This window comes from Formosa sp. S-31 (assembly GCF_051172795.1).
Taxonomy (GTDB): domain Bacteria; phylum Bacteroidota; class Bacteroidia; order Flavobacteriales; family Flavobacteriaceae; genus Formosa.
In genome coordinates, this window is sequence record NZ_JAENDK010000008.1 from 446,259 (window position 1) to 464,246 (window position 17,988).

A 17,988-nucleotide genomic window follows, 5' to 3' on the forward strand; every position below is an offset into this window, starting at 1 on the left:
AGTTGAAGCATTAACTTGCAATAGAAATAACTTTTTTATGAAAACAGTATCCTTTTTTAATGTGGAAAATTTATTTGATACGTTTAACGATCCGCATACCAATGACGATGATTTTTTACCGACTTCGGATAAACGGTGGACCGAAAAACGCTATGAAAATAAACTCTTTAAATTAGGATTGGCCATTTCCAGTATTGGAAAAATGGAAACAGAAACACATCCGGCCATTGTGGGACTTGCTGAAATTGAAAATAATACCGTTTTAACAAATCTACTGGAATCGGAACATTTAAATGATTTGCCTTACGATTACGTCCATTTCGATTCGTCGGACGAACGCGGAATTGACGTTGCTTTAATTTACGACACAACGGTCTTTACCGTAATACATTCTGAACCATTTTCCATACAATTATTTGATGAATATGGTTCTCAAGACTATACCCGGGACATTTTATTAGTTTCAGGGCTTTTTGACGGTGAACCCATGCACTTTTTAGTCAACCACTGGCCTTCTAAGCACGAAGCATCTAATGCTGGCAAGCGCTTGATTGTTTCAAATAAAGTCAGTCAGATTATAACAGGTTTAAATGATAATAATCCGGGCTCCAAAATAATTGTCATGGGTGATTTTAACGATGATTCCGATAGTAAAGGCATACAAACTTTAGTTAATAATAACGCTTTATTTAATCCCATGGAAACTCTGAAATCTACCGACAGAGGTAGTGTTAGTTACCGTGAAGGCTGGGATTTATTCGATCAGTTTATGCTTAGTCATAATTTCCTGGAACATAAGGCCGGGCATCATAAATTTGACAGTGCCGATATTTTTGATGCTGACTTTTTAAAACAGTATCGCGGACATTATGCAGGACAACCTTTTAGAACTTATGCCGGAAACAAATATAAAGGAGGGTATAGCGATCATTTTCCTGTATATCTGTTATTGCGAAAAATTACTGGCTTTTAATCCTGAAGCAATACTCTGAAATCGTCCAGCTGATAAGAACCATCCAGCGCTTCGTTAGTACCGGAGCCTGTAACTTTAAATGCCACATATAGTATACCCTGATAGTTTGAAATATCAATCAGCCCGGAATCTTTAAAGGTATACCACTCATCGTATTTAGTTGGTAACTTAGCTTCTATAGGTTCCCAGATTGCCGAAAGCACATCAACCCCATTAAAGTTAGTTGATACCAGAACCTCCACCTTATTCTTCACCGAATCCAGATGATGTTGCGCCATTTTAAAATTTAAATATTCGGTTAAATTACTGGTCATATCGATTCTCGGAGAGATTAACCAGGCTACATTTTCGGTATCGTTAGCACCAAAAGTTCCAAATTCAGCATAGCCATTTTTACTGTAAATCTGTTCGGTCCACAGCACTTGTCCGCGTTCAGAGAAGTTTATCCATCCCGCTGTATCCAGAATAGTATCATCTGTAGCATCACTAAAGCTTTCCTGATAAACTACTGTAAAATCGTCTGTACTTAATGGTGTACAGCGTTCGTTTGCAAACTGCACATCGTCAGAATCATTCAGAATAAGTACCAGATCATCTCCACCATAACTTCTGGAAACAACACCCTTAATCGTACCATTTTTTACAGGTAAGATTTCATTTTTAAAAGTAGCAAAAGAGCTGGTTTCCAAAATAAAACTTTCGTAACCAAAACCATCGCAACGCTGCATTTTTCTATGAGTATCAAAATCATCTTGTGAATTAAAATAGGACTGCCCTTCTAAATTTTCCGGAAACTCGACATGATTTATACTGACGTACACACCTATAAAATTGTCGTTTAAATCAGTAAACTGGACTTCCAGAGGTTCCATACTCAAAGTCTCCGAAGTACGGAAAACATGTGTTTTTATTTGATACTCGCTAAATAAATCCACGCGATCTCCATCAGGTAAACCACCTATTGCCGGTATTTCGGAGGCGGTTTCCCCAAGATACAGATCTTTTAAAACGATATACACTTCTCTGCCAACATTAAACTGATTATAAGAATCCACCTGATTTAAAACAATATTTATTCCCGCTGTTGGTTGCACGGGCTGATCCTGAACAAATAACTCTTTATAAAAATTCCCGGTTCTGTCTGAAGATGTAACATAGGCTTTAAGCACACTGTTAGACTGAAACTGTTTTACTTCTCCCGGAACGAACTGTTGTTTTAACTCTGCAACTGTAATCGTTTTATAAACCCCATCCTCTATGCCCTGTAATAATTCGGTCAGCCCCTTGTTTTCTTCCTCGCCAAGAGACTTAGGCACAGAAAAATCATCATCCTGAACACAACTCGCTAAACACAGCAACACAAGACATCCTGTATAATGTAAAATCAACTCAAGTATTCTTATCGTTCTCATATTAAAACCTCAGATTTATATTAGCAAAATAGCTTGCACCCCTCCCATACCAGTATTTGGGAGCAAACACCCGTTTTGGATGAGAAACATCTGCTTTTAATTCGGCATAATTTGCATTTCTTCCCTGTTCGAATCCTCCCGTTTTATATAATTTATCCAGTATATTATTTACACTTAAAAACAGCCCCAGATAATACTTTTTTATACGCCAGGACTTTCCCCCAATTAAATTCACAACCAGGTAATTATTAAAGCGTTCCTGCTTTAATAACTGCTTAGCAATTTCCTCATCGTAATCGTTAAACGGAAGCCCGTCATCATCGAGATAAAAATTAGACGTTCTGCTTAGGGGACTTACGTCCAGATAGGTATTGGTAAAAACATTTCCCGAAGCACCAAACCACCAGTAATCCGGATCTCTATATTCAAATCCAAAAGAAAAAGCACCTTGCGGCCCATTGGCCAATCTATAATTTTTAAGCTGAACAGCTCCAAAGTCTATAGCACCATCCTGGGTTACAAAGCTGGAAGATGTTAAATATAACTCAGGCGTATTATTATAAATAAACTGCCCAAAAGACCCCGCTGCCTTTAACTTGAAAGTTGATGTAAGCTGAAAATCTACACCATATTCGAAACCAAAATGCAAGGTATTTACACCGTGCAGAACTTCCTGTACAAAAGCCGAAGTTTCATTGAACTGTATCCCAGCCGAGGTTAGCCCATCGGCATAATAAAACCCAATCTCATTTTTATTTTTTTGCTGAATATAATACCCTAAAATCTTTGCTTTAATTACCGGTGAACGATACGTATAACTTCCTTCAAGAACCAATTGATGTGCCTCGGTTAATTGTTTAACAATGGCATTATTCTCTCTGGGATTAGAAAATGAATTTTGAAGACCGGGAGGTTGTTGCACAAAAGCTGACTTTAACTGAAAAATATGCTTACCTGAAATTTTATAAGTCAACCCGCCTTTAACTCCAAAACCAAAAAAGTCTAAAGCATCACTTTTACCTAAGGAAGATTCTGCAAAAGCTTCATGCTGAAACACACCTTCCCTTTGGTAGTGGGTTTGAGACAAATTTACCGCCAGAAAATAATCTACAGCCCGAAAACGCATTTGTATCTGACCAAAACCAGACATGGTACGAGCTTTAAAAATATAGTGATATTTCATTTTATCACCTTCATTAAGAAGTCTGTCAGGTTTGAGCAAATCGTATTGCCAGCCATCAAAAGGATCAACATGTAAATAATTTTCAGCCCCTAATAAATCGGTTAATTCTCCGTAATTATCTGAACGCAGCTGCCTGTAATTAAAAGCGCTGTTTATTAAAATCCTATCATTAATCTCGGTATTTAAAAGGGTGTTTGCAGAAAACACCTGATCATCGATTCTGTCGTCGTATAAAATATAAGCCGCACTTAATCCCGAGCTGGCATTTGTAATATTGGCATCGTAAATTCGATTCCAGTTTATCTGACCGTTTTCAATAAAATCCTGTTCAGCCTGATACGCCTTTGCATAATCGGGTTCGTTTTGCGCCAGAAAATAACTTGGCAATTTCTGGTAATAAGACGGACTTGGGTTTGCGCCTCCTGGATAATCTAATCGACTATTAGTTTGTTTTCCAAATTTATAACTCAGGTTGGTTTGCAGTGTCGTCCTGGTGTTAATAGTCCAATAATGCGAGAATATAGCCATAGGTTCCGCTATTTGTTTTACACGGGAATTTCTTTTCTCACCATCCTGATACCCCCAGTACTCGTTATACCTAATATCTTTTAAATCGTAAACCTCCTGAGTATTTGGTGATGATTTACCGCGTTTGTTAGGCGTGTAAATTCCGGTAAAATTAATACTATGTTGGGCTGACACTTTCTTTTCTACAGATATAAAAAAAGAATTGGCATCATAAAATGTAGCGTCCAGATACCCTTCTGCACCCCAACGCCTCCCAAGACAAAGCGCTAAAGCCCAACCCGCTTTAGACAGTCCCGTAGCATAACTGGCCATTACCCTGTTGGTATAACTTCTGTTTGCTGCGCTATAGGTAACACGGCCGCCTTTTCTGTATTCTGAAGCCCTGGTGTTAATAGATCTCGTTCCTAAAACCCCTCCAAAGTTGACAGCTGAAGGAGCTATACCATAATTCAGTTCCTGATTTCTCAACATATCATTAATTCCACCCCAGTTATTCCATTGTGGTCTTCCATTCTGAAATGAATTCATGGTAACACCATTTATTAACACAGAGCCTTCACTACTATCTAACCCTTTAATTTTATAAAATGACGGACTAAATTCGAAGGCAGCTGTACGCTGAAACACATCTAATCCCGCCTGTAATAACCCAGAAATATTATCAGCCGCATTACTATCTTCCTGCAACTCATCATCGCTTAAAATAATGGTATATACATCTGATTTTAAATCCAGGTCTTGCATCAAAAGCATATCCTGAATAATTAATGTATTCCCCTCAGTTAAGACTATCGGAAATCGCTTAGTTAGATACCCTAATTTGGAAATGACTAGCACCCATTCTCCTGCAGGGATAGGATTTCTAAACCTAAAACCTCCTTCGGAATCTGTTAAAACCTTAAAATCGGTATTTTCAATGGTAATACTTACATCGGCAATTCCAGACAAAGTCATCCCATCCTTTACACTCCCGGAAAGGTTTGGTAACTGCCCGTAAACACAAGGAATTACATAAATAAAAAGAAGAACAGCCAGAATCGTTTTACGCATTTTAAATCGAACTTAATTTCTAGCTATCAATTACTTAGAGCGTACTAATTTAGCTTTTTTAAATTATTATGCCTTATTTTTAGGTATATTTTAGTCCATGAAAAAATTATTCCCACAAGTTTTACTGCTTTGTTTTGTTCTGAATAGTATTTATAACTATTCCCAGGAACGCCGTTTTTCCATACACACCATAGCTTTTTACAATCTGGAAAATTTGTTCGATACAGAAGACGATCCATTCAAATTCGATGAATCCAGCCCTATCATGGAAATTGCATCGGAAAGGCAACTGGTCTATTCAGAAAAAATAAAAAACATGGCTAAAGTAATAGATGATATAGGCAAAGAAACTACTAAAACAGCTCCAACAATAATTGGGATTTCAGAAATAGAAAACCGCAAGGTGTTAAACGTTTTAACTAACGACATGTTATTGCGGGAGTCAAATTATGGCATCGTACATTTTGACTCTCCCGATAGTCGCGGTATAGATGTTGCCTTACTCTATAAAAAACAATTTTTCAAAATAAAGTCGGCCAAACCCTATCCGGTTCAACTTATAGATAAAGAAAGTGGAAAACGCATTTATACCAGAGATGAATTACTGGTTTCCGGGTTTTTAGACGGAGATTTAATACATATTATTGTTAACCACTGGCCTTCCCGCAGAGGAGGGGAAGACTTAAGCAACTATAAACGTGAGGCTGCAGCGACACTAAACAAAACGATTATCGATTCGCTGCAAACGGCAAACCCATATGCTAAAATTATACTCATGGGTGATTTAAATGATAATCCTACCGACTCCAGTTTAAAGACGATACTGAACACAAAACGAGACAAACAAAAGCTAAACCTTAAAGATATTTATAACCCTATGGAAAACCTCTATCTGGTGGGGCTTGGAACGACGGCTTATCGCGACAAATGGAGTTTATTCGACCAGATTATGGTCTCTAAATCTCTTTTAAAGAGCGATTACAAAACCTATCAGTTTTATAAAGCCGGTATATTTAATCCCGATTATTTAATTACTAAAACAGGGCCGTACAAAGGTTATCCTTTCAGGAGCTTTGATAACGGTGGTTTTACCGGCGGTTACAGCGATCATTTTCCTGTATATATGTTCCTGATAAAAGAACAATTGTGAAGCATAAAAAAAGCGACATAAAGTCGCTTTAATATCTTATCCTAACCAGGTATTCCAAGGAATTCGTGACAGTAATAATATAAATGCTATAGTATAAAAAATGGATATCAATTTAAATTTACTCTTAGATGTTAGTTTAGATTTATGCTTGGAATAACCTACTGTAATTAAAGCAATCGCAATTATATTTATTACAGGATGCTCTACCAGATACAATCTGTTTATCGCATCTTTCATTACACCTCCCATACCTAATTCACCAAACATAGCTAATCTTGGCGAAACAACATAAAGTAATATTCCTATAAGCAACTGAATATGTGACACGATTAAAGTGAATAAAGCCAGTCTGAAATCTTTAGGTCCATATTCCTTTTTACCTGAAGATTTTATAATGGCATTTACTGCAGTAAATCCAAGTACGGCTAATACGATAAAAGCCCAGTAAGAATGTAAATTAAGAACTATATTATACATGTTTGTCTGTTTTTTATTGTAACAAATGTACGCATTTAAACCGCATAAAAAAACCATGTATTTCTACATGGTTTTAATGTTATTAGGTAGTGCTTTATTTAGTTATTTCTAACCCAAACACCATCTGTTTTAATTAATGAGATACTTTCGGTAGTATTCGTACCGTTATAAATATCGTAGGTTAAAAGATACTTCTGACCTTCTTCTGCAGAAGGGTCTAAATGATCTAATAAAAGCGCCATTGCTGTTCCAATCATATCGGTTATACCTGCGCTGTTTTGTGTTGTATCATCACTCCAGTAAGCTGCATTCCCTGGTCTTCTATCTAGGTTACCATAGTTACCCATACTCGATACTGCTGCATCGTATCCTGGTTCATTTTCTAATTGGGCAGCCATATAATCGTAATCACTTCTAACTAATGCATACTTAATCGTATTATCAGGTACCCAGGTTTCTCCATCGTGACCAAATTGTAAAGAACTTTCAACAACTGAAGGCACTAAATTCCAGTTTGTACCATCGAATACATAAGGCACTAAATTCATTTCGTTATCTGCCCCACTTACATATAACTCGTACATAGTTACTACACGATCTCCTTCCATTGCGTAAGGATAAAGTGTTTTTAAGTAGATTGAAATATTAAACTCTGCAACATCCTCGTTTGAGAAGTTAGGGTAACTTTGTTCCATATCGTTATACTCTTCAGCAGTAAATTCACGAACAAATTCCCAAGAATCTAAAAGAATAAAGTTATTTGTTAATTCTGAAGTTGTTCCGGCAGAATAATATAAATACGTTAACTCTACCATAGCGCCTCGCGTTGCTTCAGGATATTTGTACATTAAAAAATCTACCATATCGTCTGCACTATCGAAGTTACCGTATCTAAATCCTAACTCGGCATAATCTTCTGCTGTTACTGTGTAAGAGGTATTAGAACGAATACTGTTAGATTTGTACAAATGGTAAGTTACTAAAACCGAAGATCCTTTTCCCCAGCTTGGGTAAGCATCTTCTAAAAATCCTGGAATTAACTCTTTTGCCTGATCGTCGTTATCAAAATTAGGAAACGATCTGTCCATCGCTTCGTAATCGTCTTCCTGAAGTGTATATTCGTCGCTTCCAACTATAGGTTTATCAACACTATCAATGTCGTTGTAAATATCTTCCATAGGATTACACGCTGTAAACAGGGCTCCTACGGCTAATACTAAAAATACTAATTTTTTCATCTTACAATTTTTTAAAAGTTAAGTTTAGCTCCAATACTAAACGTTCTACCGTAACCGTACCACACTAATGCTGTAGAAGCAGTAGATCCTGTACCGTCTAAAGCATCAGACACATACTCTGTATTTAACACGTTATTCATTCTTCCGTTTAACATTACATCAAATCCACCAAAGTCAAATTTATGTGTTAAACCTAAGTCAAACAATCCGTAAGCAGGAACTTTCCATGCATCCGGAGCACCTTCAGTCCCTCTATCGCTAGGATCGAACGACGCATATAAATTATCGTAATAGTTATAATCTACTAAAACATGGGTATCAGCCATAATTTCATAATTCACACCTAAGGCTAATGTAGTTTGGGCAGCATCTCCAACATGTAAGTCTTTAATATATAAATCTACCGTTTGGATAAGTTCTTGCTGATCGTTAAAGATCTGAACATCTGTTACGTTGTTATCCCATCTCCAGTCTCCAAAAGACGCCATACCTGTTATCTTTAATTCGTCTGTTGGACGGTATACGAAATCCAACTCAACCCCCTGGTGAAGTGCGTTAACACCTAAGATATTAGCCGTAGCGAATGTACCGTCTGGCTGAGAGTAACCATAAGTCTCTGTTCTATCTTTCCATAACGTTCTATAAACGTTTACGTTTGCAGAAAATTTAGATGAACGGAAGCCGTAACCTAATTCTACACTAAAAATCTTTTGGTTTTCTGCGTCGGCATTAATGTGTGAGTTATCAAACTGTAAGAATACAGAATCGAATCCCGGAGCCTTTTCAAAATACCCGATATTAGCGAATACATTGTGGTTATCTGTTAAATTATAGTTTGCACCTCCCTTAGCACTATAACCAAAGAAGTTGTAACGATCTGTTTCCTGGTTTGGATCGCTGTCTAAATAATTAAAATAATCTATACGCTTATAAGACGTATTAGAGGCTGCAACAGATACAAAAGCAGATAATGCATCTAAAGTATACTCAGCTTGAGCAAAACCACCAATCCAGCCAACTAGACCGTCGTTATAGTAATTAAATTTATCTCCTACTGTATACGTTCCGTTTGGATTATTTACATCATTGTCATCAGCAAAATACTGACCTCCTAATAAATCGGTTAACTCAGTAAAGTGAACACCTTTATAGTTTCTCAAGTCTAATCCACCTAAGAACACTAAATTATCTGATAAATCAGTTTTTAAGGTTGATAATAAACCGTACCAAGTATGGTCGTTACGAGATGCTCTTAAAATCGTTTCTGAACCTTGTGCACCTAAAGCAGCGTTTTCGTCAACAATTTTATCGAAATTTACCGGACCATATAAACCATCACGGTATTCGCTAACACCACCTTCTCCTAAACTGAATTTGTTAGTACCAGAGAATCCGCCTCCACCACCTGAACCGAATGATGCGTATGCAGCAGTAGATAACGTTGTTTTCTCAGAAATATCCCAGTAATGGTTTAAAGAGATTTGAGGTTTGTGATAGAAGTTATCTTCCTGATGGGTTACCTGACCATTTTTATACCCCCAGTCTGCGTTGAAACGCTTACCACGTTCGCTGGCTCGATAGGTAGAAATTAATTGTCTGTTTTGTCTTTGTCCGTGACGTTGTTTCGCCCCGAAAGCTGTAAACGCTAATTTGTGGTCGTCTCCTATTTCTTTAGAAATATTAACGAAGTAAGATACTGCGTTAAACTCAGTTCCATCTACATAACCATCACCGTCTGTTTTAGCAGCAGATACTGTAGCAGCAAAACCGTTATCCATTAACCCGGTCGAATAAGTAGCTCCAAATTTTAAATACCCATCGTTACCAATAGAAGTACTTATATTACCTCCGGCCTCGATATCTGTAGTTTTAGAAAGGATGTTAATAGTACCCCCTACAGAAGGCACAGCCACTTTAGCTGCTCCTAAACCACGTTGTACCTGCATAGAGCTAGTTACATCGCTTAATCCAGCCCAGTTACTCCAGTATACACGACCGTTTTCCATGTCGTTTACCGGTACACCGTTAATTAAAACGGCAACATTGTCAGACTCAAAACCTCTTAAGTTAATACGTCCGTCTCCAAAACCACCACCAGACTTGGTTGCATATACCCCTGGAGTCGATTTTAAAACTTCAGGAAATTCCTGAGTTCCTAATTTTAATTCGATTTCGTCTGCACGAATTGTAGACACTGCTACCGGAGTTTTTCGATCTACGGCAACAGAAGCAATAATTTGAACCTCATCTAAGCCCATTAAACTTTCTTCAAGTGTAATTTGGCCTAAATCGGTATCACCAGAAACTGTAATATCTTTTGATAAATAACCAATAAAAGAAAGTACAATTACAGCGTCTGTAGATTTGGTCTGGAAAGTAAATTTTCCGTCAAAATCTGTAGACACACCGTTCGTTGTCCCTTTTTCTACCACATTTACCCCAGGAAGAGGCATGTTGGTTCCAGGATCAATAACGGTTCCTGTAACAATACTTTGCGCAAAACCTATGGTACTGCACACCATAAATAATGCAAAGAATACGTTTTGAGTAATGTTCTTCATTTTAATTAATTGTTGTTTGATTTTACGTTTGCAAAAATAGTCCACTCGGACATATGATTATTATGTAAATGTTAAGATTTTTAACACCTCGCAAGATACTCATAATCTGCACAATAAAAAAAATGAAGAACTTTGTATCAAAGAATTAACAGATTAGCTGTTTATCCTCTAGAATTTTTATAAAAATTTAAAAGATTAAGAGTAGAATTGTCATGTTTATATTCCTCAGAACCATCAAATTCCTTTAAAATTTTATTCGCTAATTGCTTCCCTAATTCCACACCAAACTGGTCGTAACTAAAAATGTTCCAGATAATGCCCTGAACAAAGATTTTATGCTCGTACATGGCAATTAATTTACCCAGACTTTCAGGGGTTAATTTTTTTATAAAAATGGTATTTGTTGGCTTATTCCCTTCAAATACTTTAAACGGAAGTAACTTGGCTTTTTCAGCTTCTGAAAGGTTTTGTGTTTTCATTTCTTCCAACACTTCTTCTTTAGTTTTTCCGTTTAATAAAGCTTCGGTCTGAGCCAGGAAATTAGACATTAATTTATCCTGATGATCTACATTACCGTGTAATGCTTCTGTAAATCCAATAAAATCTGCAGGAATTAACTTGGTCCCCTGATGGATTAGCTGAAAGAAAGCATGTTGTGAATTTGTTCCTGGCTCTCCCCAGATTATCGTTCCGGTCTGGTAATTTACACGATCGCCATTACGATCTATACTTTTACCGTTACTTTCCATTATACCCTGTTGCAGGTAGGTTGCAAATTGCGTTAAATATTGGCTATACCCAATTATAGCTTCGCTTTCTGCATTGTAAAAGTTATTGTACCACACGCTTAAAAGTGCTAGTACAACAGGAATATTTTTGTCGAAATCGGCAGTTTTAAAATGGTTATCCATAGCATGCGCTCCTGCTAGCAGACTGTCGAAATTTTTATAACCTACCGCAAGACTTATGGTTAAACCAACCGCACTCCATAATGAGAAACGACCACCAACCCAATCCCACATAGGGAAAATATTATTTTCGTCTATACCGAACGATTTCACATTGGCAATATTTGTGGATACCGCCACAAAATGTTTCGCTATTGCAGCCTCATCGGCCGATTTTAAGAACCATTCTTTTAAGGTATTGGCATTCGATAAAGTTTCCTGAGTAGTAAAAGTTTTAGATACAATAACAAATAAGGTTGTTTCCGGATCTAACTGTTTAATAACTTCATTGACATGATCCCCATCCACATTACTTACAAAATGCGTTGTTAAGTCATTTTTATAATACTGAAGTGCATCCACCACCATTGCAGGCCCTAAATCGGAACCTCCAATACCAATATTTACCACATGCGTAAACGGTTTCCCCGTATATCCGGTTCTTTTTCCGCTAACAACATCGTTGGTAAATGCTTCTATTTTTTCTTTAACCTCATAAACTTCAGACATCACATCCTCTCCATCTACCTTAAATCCGGCATCTTTTGGCGCTCTTAAAGCAGTATGCAATACGGCACGACCTTCGGTCTGATTTATAATTTCTCCGGAAAACTGACTCGCAATGGCTTCTTTTAATTTCACCTCTTCTGCCAGTTCCAATAAATATTTCACCGTTTCTTCGGTAATTCTGTTTTTAGAGAAATCAACATAGAAGTCTTCCCAGATTATCGTGTTTTTATCTGCTCGCTTTACATCGCTGGCAAATAATTCTTTCATGTGCACGTCTTTGATTGCTTCAAAATGATTTTGAAGTTTTTTCCATGCGTTTGTAGTGGTTGGATTAATAGTTGGTAATGCCATTTTAATATGCTTGAGTTATTAAATCTTGTTCTGTGGTTTGCGTATTTTCCTCCTTAAAAGGCACAGCATCCAGCTGCTTCCTTATAGGCTTTATAAAGTCTAAATAACGCACTTTTAAATTATCCGAAATAGGTTCGGCTGCAGGCAGTTTTTGTTTAAACGGATCGACTTGTCTTCCATTTACCCAGAACCGGTAACACACGTGCGGTCCAGAGGTATTCCCTGTCATTCCAACCCAACCAATAACATCACCCTGCTTTACAAAATCGCCAACTTTTACCTTGCGTTTTTTCATATGCAGGTATTGGGTTTCGTACATTTTGTTATGTCTTATTTTCACATAATTACCATTACCTCCCGTATAACTCGATTTAGTAACTGTTCCGTTAGCTGTAGCCATAATCGGGGTTCCTATTGGAGCGGCAAAATCGGTTCCTTTATGCGGACGCACTTTATTACCATATAAGGCAATACGTCTGTTTAAATTATATCGCGAAGATATCCGGCTAAATTCTACAGGTGCTTTTAAAAACGCCCGGCGCAAGGTTTTAGCTTCTTCGTTATAAAAATCGGTTATGCCTTTAACCGTATCGGTTTCAAATTCGAAAGCGTAAAATGGTTCTTTATTATGCTCGAAGTAAGCCGCCTTAATTTTATCTATTCCGGCATAAATTGTGTCGTCAATATACTTATCAGTATAAATTACTTTAAAACGATCGTTTTTCTGAAGTCTTGTAAAATCAATAGTCCAGGCATAAATATCTGACATTTTATAAGCCAGTATCAAACTTAATCCGTCGTCGTCTAAGGTCTGAGAAATATTACTTGTTATGATACCAGAATATTCCTTTTCAACATACTTAATTGGTTTTCTTCTGGTATAGGCATGAATAGAATCCTGTAAATTAACCACAACATACTCTTCCTTATTCGGCTGATAAATAAAACATCGTGGCGTTTCTAAAGAATCTTTAGAGCACAACAAGGTATAAGGCTGCCCGATATTAATTTTTCTAATATCGAAACTATCCTTGGTTTTTTCTGAAATTTGATAAATTTTGGAATAGCCTATATTATTTCGTTCCAGAATATACCCGAAACTATCTCCAGATTTAACAGTATCTCTCTTAACTATGTAATCGTTTAATTTAAAGCCAAACTCGTAAATATCTTTAGGCTTTTCTTCTTTTACAACGGCTAACTCTTCTTTTAATTCTTGTTGGGGTTTCTCTTTACAAGCCACCAAAGCCAGTAAAGCAACACAACTAATTACACATCTTTTCCCCAATCTGCTAATTCGTTTTCTGTCCATAAATCTGGAAAAAATATTCTTTTTTGATATTTTGGATGCATGTATTTAACCCATTCACTACCTCCGGTAGCTTCAGCGGTTTCGCCTCCTATGTTTAAATAATGATTCGCGGTATTATAATGCGCCATAACCCAAGTAATATTTACTGTATAGTCGTAATGTCGCATAGCATTTACCAATGCTCTATCTTCTTTAACATGCTTTGGCAGACTTTTAAACTTTGTCCACAAATTGTGCGTGTTATAGAATTCGGCAAATTTAAGAAATTCATCTTTGTATCTTTCTTCAAATACTGTTAATAAATAACTTTTCTTACCCGTTTTATAGTCTTTTCCGGCTGCCTGCCAATACAAATGGTTAAATGCATGCTCGTAAGAGGTATTTCGGTCTATAGTTTCCCGGAATCTGTTGTCTATTAAATTTATAAGTTCCGTAGATGCAAATTCTATCTTTCTGTATTGCGCACTTTGAAAACCACTTGCCGGAGTTAAGGTGGTCCTGAATTTATTATACTGCTCGACCGACATACCATCTCGCATAATATTAAACGAAGACGTTAACATGTCGAAATACCGACTAACCCGCATTAATTTATCTGAAAAAAAAGCAGCATCGACATCTTCTTTTCTCGCCACCTGATCTATTTCCCAAAGTATCATTTTAAATAACAGCTCGTTAATTTGATGATACATGATAAACACCATTTCGTCTGGTAAAGTAGTTCGCTGAATCTGCAAATTCAACAAGGCATCTGTCTGAATATAATCCCAGTAATTTATGGGTTTGGCATGTAGTAAGCCCGTTAAATGTGTATCCAGATTCTGACCTATTGCATTAAATTTATCTTTTAGTTGAAGTTCTATATCTTCGTGTGAACTCATGGTTTGGCTATAATTTTTAGTGGATATTTTAAACCTTTAAAAGCATCTAAATCTGCACGTAAGGATCCTACAGCCAAATCTGCTTTTACTCGTAAAGGCATCTTATTTTTATCGTTAGTTACCCAAAGGGTTAAACTTTCTTCTTCTTTAAAAACGCGACCTGCCATTACATAGGGTCTGAATTTTAAAGCTGGAATATCGCCAAATTTTGTTTCTATAATTTCTGTACCTAAATATTTTAATTTGAAAGGATAATTTTCTTCATCGAAAAACATATTAACAAACACTTCCTCGCCTACCTGTAAGCCATCAACATTAAGTTCATTTCTTAAATAATAGAACGTAGATACCATATCCTGTACATCTTCACTAGTACTGAATTCCTTATGCTTATCGTGCTTTACATTATAAACTAATGCTTTGTTTTTTACATGATCAAATTCAATCTCTATATTTTTGGTATGCCCGCCTTCATCTATTTTTCTTATAAACTTATACGGCACATAGTTTGCCATATCAATATAGGTTTCGTACAAATCTTCGACTTTAAAAAACCATTTTATAGGGCCGGTAGTCCAGCCTTTACCAACAACATGATATACTGGCTTTCCTTTAAAGTAATCCTTTTTAACTTCCAGCGTGGCCTCTCCTGCTTTAAGAAATCCACTATAACTCATTTCGAATTTAAACCATTCGCCTTCCTGAAAAACACTTTCATTCTGGCTTCTACCTTGAATGCCTAAGCCAAAAACAAATAAAAAAATGATTAAGGGATTTCTCATATTTTATATTGAATTGTAACCAAAATACGAACATTATATTCCATTCGCTTAGATTTAATTACAATTACTATTCCAAATGTATTAAAAGTAAAAAACTCCATCAAAATTAATGACAGAGTTTTAGTTTGCTATTTCTTAAAGTTATGTTAAAGCGTACCACGCTTTTCCTGTTCCCGCTCTATAGATTCGAATAAGGCCTTAAAATTTCCGGCTCCAAACCCCTTAGCCCCCATACGCTGGATAATTTCGAAAAACAAGGTTGGCCTGTCCTCCACCGGCTTAGTAAAAATTTGAAGCAGGTATCCTTCTTCATCGGCATCTATCATAATACCCAAACTTTTTAACACTTCAATATCTTCTCTAAGTTCATGGCTGTGTTCTTCCAAACGCCCCGGTACAGCTCTGTAATACTCTTCCGGTGGATGTGATAAAAATTCAACCCCACGTACTCTTAATTTTGACACCGTACTAATAATATCATCTGTTGCCACGGCAATATGCTGAACGCCCGGACCCTCATAAAAATCAAGATATTCTTCTATCTGAGATCTTTTTTTACCTTCAGCAGGTTCATTGATAGGAAATTTAATTCTGCCGTTACCATTACTCATAACCTTACTCATAAGCGCTGAGTATTCGGTATGAATCTGTTTATCATCAAACGACAAAAAGTTTACAAATCCCATAACATCTTCGTACCATTTTACCCAGGTATTCATTTCTCCCCAACCTACATTACCAACCATATGGTCTATAAATTTCAAACCGGTTGACTCCGGATTATAATCCGTTTCCCAACTCACAAAACCAGGCATAAAAGTGCCGGAGTAATTTTTACGCTCGACAAACAAATGCACTGTTTCTCCGTAGGTATAAATTCCCGAACGTACAACTTCTCCAAACTCATCCGTTTCAACTACAGGTTCCATATAGGGTTTCGCACCACGCTTTACCGTTTCTTCGAAAGCACTTCTTGCATCGTCTACCCAAAGCGCCACTACTTTTACACCGTCGCCGTGCTTTGCAAGATGCTCGTTTATATGATGACCAGAATGTAACGGCGTTGTTAACACCAGCTTTATTTTATCTTGTTTTAACACGTAAGATACCGTATCCCGGCTACCTGTTTCCAAACCTTTATAGGCATAAGATTGAAATCCGAAAGCAGACTTATAAAAATGAGCTGCCTGTTTCGCATTACCTACATAAAACTCTACATAATCGATTCCTAATAGCGGCAAAAAGTCTTCAGCTCCTTCAAATATTTTTTCCAGTCCGTAATTGACTGATTTAATTTCTTTACTCATAATATTACAAATTATAATAATTAGATTTTAAACTAGTAGTTTCATTAATCACTATTTACAAGAATTTAAGAAACCACAAAAAAGCGCAAAATCAGAAATACACATATAAAATTTAACTGTTTATAACCAGGACTTAAAATAATCCTCATCCGCTATTTTTAAAGCTTCTTCGGTTATCTGCAACGGTTTAAATGTATCGACCATAACAGCTAGTTCATCTGTTTTCACCTGACCTATACTGCGTTCTACAGCTCCGGGATGCGGCCCGTGTGGAATGCCTGCCGGATGCAGCGAAATATGCCCGGCAGCAATATCGTTTCTACTCATAAAATCACCATCTACATAATACAACACCTCATCACTATCTATATTGCTATGGTTGTAAGGTGCTGGGATACTTTGTGGATGATAATCGTATAATCTTGGCACAAAACTGCACACTACAAAAGCATCCGTTTCGAAAGTCTGATGCACCGGTGGCGGCTGATGGATCCGGCCGGTAATAGGCTCAAAATCGTGAATTGAAAACGCATAAGGATAATTGTAACCATCGTACCCAACGACATCGAAAGGATGGGAAGCGTAAACCATATCAAAAATATCTCCTTGTTTTTTTACCTTAATTAAAAAATCACCACTTTCATTATATGTTTCCAGTTCTTCGGGTTTTCTTATATCGCGTTCGCAAAATGGCGCATGTTCCAGCAACTGTCCAAACCAGTTTCTGTAACGTTTTGGCGTATAAATTGGTCTGTGAGACTCCACAATAAACAGCCTGTTGTCTTCGGTATCAAAATCTATTTTGTAAATCACGCCACGAGGAACTAACAAATAATCTCCGTATTTAAAATCCAGATTTCCTAAATGCGTTCTCAATTTTCCGGTGCCGCGATGTATAAAAATCAGTTCATCGGAATCTGTATTCTTATAAAAATACTCGGTAGTTGAGTGTCGAGGTGCGGCCAGCACAATATTGCAGTCGGAATTGGTAAGCATTATTTTTCTACTGTCCAGGTAATCCTTTTCCTGAGGCACCTGAAATCCTCTGAACCGATACGACTGAATGTTATTCGACTTAGCTATTTTTGGGGCAACAGAATATTGCCTGCGAATCGCTTTAACCTGAGTAGGCCTTTGTTCGTGGTAAGAATTGGTTGACATACCATCGAAACCAATGGTACCAAATAACTGCTCTGAATATAAAGTGCCATCAGGCTTTTTAAACTGCGTATGGCGCTTAGGTGGAATTTGTCCTAATTTATGATAAAAAGGCATAGTAATGTATTTAGTAATTAAACAATATTGAGGATTAATTACTACAAATTA

General features: G+C 36.9%; 13 protein-coding genes. 2 read left to right on the forward strand and 11 right to left on the reverse strand.

What is annotated here, in order from left to right; translation table 11 throughout:
* Positions 1 to 37: 37 nt before the first annotated feature.
* Positions 38 to 973: an endonuclease gene (locus I3217_RS11585; RefSeq protein WP_435049920.1), complete on the forward strand. Its 936-nt coding sequence runs from the start codon at positions 38 to 40 to the stop codon at positions 971 to 973.
* Here I3217_RS11585 and I3217_RS11590 read toward each other — a convergent pair.
* Positions 970 to 2,385, reverse strand: coding sequence for a DUF5689 domain-containing protein (locus tag I3217_RS11590; protein ID WP_435049921.1), 1,416 nt, complete (start codon positions 2,383 to 2,385; stop codon positions 970 to 972). The two genes, I3217_RS11585 and I3217_RS11590, sit on opposite strands and share 4 nt — an antisense overlap.
* A gap of 1 nt (position 2,386) precedes the next feature.
* Positions 2,387 to 5,146, reverse strand: coding sequence for a carboxypeptidase-like regulatory domain-containing protein (locus tag I3217_RS11595; RefSeq protein WP_435049922.1), 2,760 nt, complete (start codon positions 5,144 to 5,146; stop codon positions 2,387 to 2,389).
* A 97-nt stretch (positions 5,147 to 5,243) separates the two neighbouring features.
* Here I3217_RS11595 and I3217_RS11600 point away from each other — a divergent pair, with 97 nt between their 5' ends.
* Positions 5,244 to 6,296, forward strand: coding sequence for an endonuclease/exonuclease/phosphatase family protein (locus I3217_RS11600; protein WP_435049923.1), 1,053 nt, complete (start codon positions 5,244 to 5,246; stop codon positions 6,294 to 6,296).
* Between the two features lie 36 nt (positions 6,297 to 6,332).
* Here the strand turns inward: I3217_RS11600 and I3217_RS11605 are convergent, their stop codons facing one another.
* The 9 genes from I3217_RS11605 to I3217_RS11645 form a co-directional block, all read right to left on the reverse strand.
* Positions 6,333 to 6,773: a hypothetical protein gene (locus tag I3217_RS11605; protein WP_435049924.1), complete on the reverse strand. Its 441-nt coding sequence runs from the start codon at positions 6,771 to 6,773 to the stop codon at positions 6,333 to 6,335.
* A 98-nt stretch (positions 6,774 to 6,871) separates the two neighbouring features.
* Positions 6,872 to 8,011, reverse strand: a complete 1,140-nt coding sequence (locus I3217_RS11610) for a hypothetical protein (RefSeq protein WP_435049925.1) — start codon at positions 8,009 to 8,011, stop codon at positions 6,872 to 6,874.
* 11 nt (positions 8,012 to 8,022) lie between these two features.
* Entirely contained in the window at positions 8,023 to 10,572 is a 2,550-nt protein-coding gene (locus I3217_RS11615; protein ID WP_435049926.1) for a TonB-dependent receptor, read from the reverse strand.
* 161 nt (positions 10,573 to 10,733) lie between these two features.
* Positions 10,734 to 12,380: a glucose-6-phosphate isomerase gene (gene pgi / locus I3217_RS11620; protein ID WP_435049927.1), complete on the reverse strand. Its 1,647-nt coding sequence runs from the start codon at positions 12,378 to 12,380 to the stop codon at positions 10,734 to 10,736.
* Position 12,381: 1 nt separating this feature from the next.
* Entirely contained in the window at positions 12,382 to 13,692 is a 1,311-nt protein-coding gene (locus I3217_RS11625; protein WP_435049928.1) for a peptidoglycan DD-metalloendopeptidase family protein, read from the reverse strand.
* Positions 13,650 to 14,573, reverse strand: a complete 924-nt coding sequence (locus I3217_RS11630) for a tryptophan 2,3-dioxygenase family protein (protein ID WP_435049929.1) — start codon at positions 14,571 to 14,573, stop codon at positions 13,650 to 13,652. Before I3217_RS11630 ends, I3217_RS11625 begins: the two co-directional genes overlap by 43 nt.
* On the reverse strand, positions 14,570 to 15,355 hold the full coding sequence (locus I3217_RS11635; RefSeq protein ID WP_435049930.1) for a DUF3108 domain-containing protein: 786 nt from the start codon (positions 15,353 to 15,355) through the stop codon (positions 14,570 to 14,572). Before I3217_RS11635 ends, I3217_RS11630 begins: the two co-directional genes overlap by 4 nt.
* A 146-nt stretch (positions 15,356 to 15,501) precedes the next feature.
* The gene (gene hppD / locus I3217_RS11640) at positions 15,502 to 16,662 is read right to left on the reverse strand and encodes a 4-hydroxyphenylpyruvate dioxygenase (protein WP_435049931.1); all 1,161 of its coding nucleotides are present in this window, start codon (positions 16,660 to 16,662) and stop codon (positions 15,502 to 15,504) included.
* Between the two features lie 120 nt (positions 16,663 to 16,782).
* Positions 16,783 to 17,937 (reverse strand): homogentisate 1,2-dioxygenase, encoded by a 1,155-nt coding sequence (locus tag I3217_RS11645; RefSeq protein WP_435049932.1) that lies wholly within the window; start codon positions 17,935 to 17,937, stop codon positions 16,783 to 16,785.
* Positions 17,938 to 17,988 lie beyond the last annotated feature (51 nt).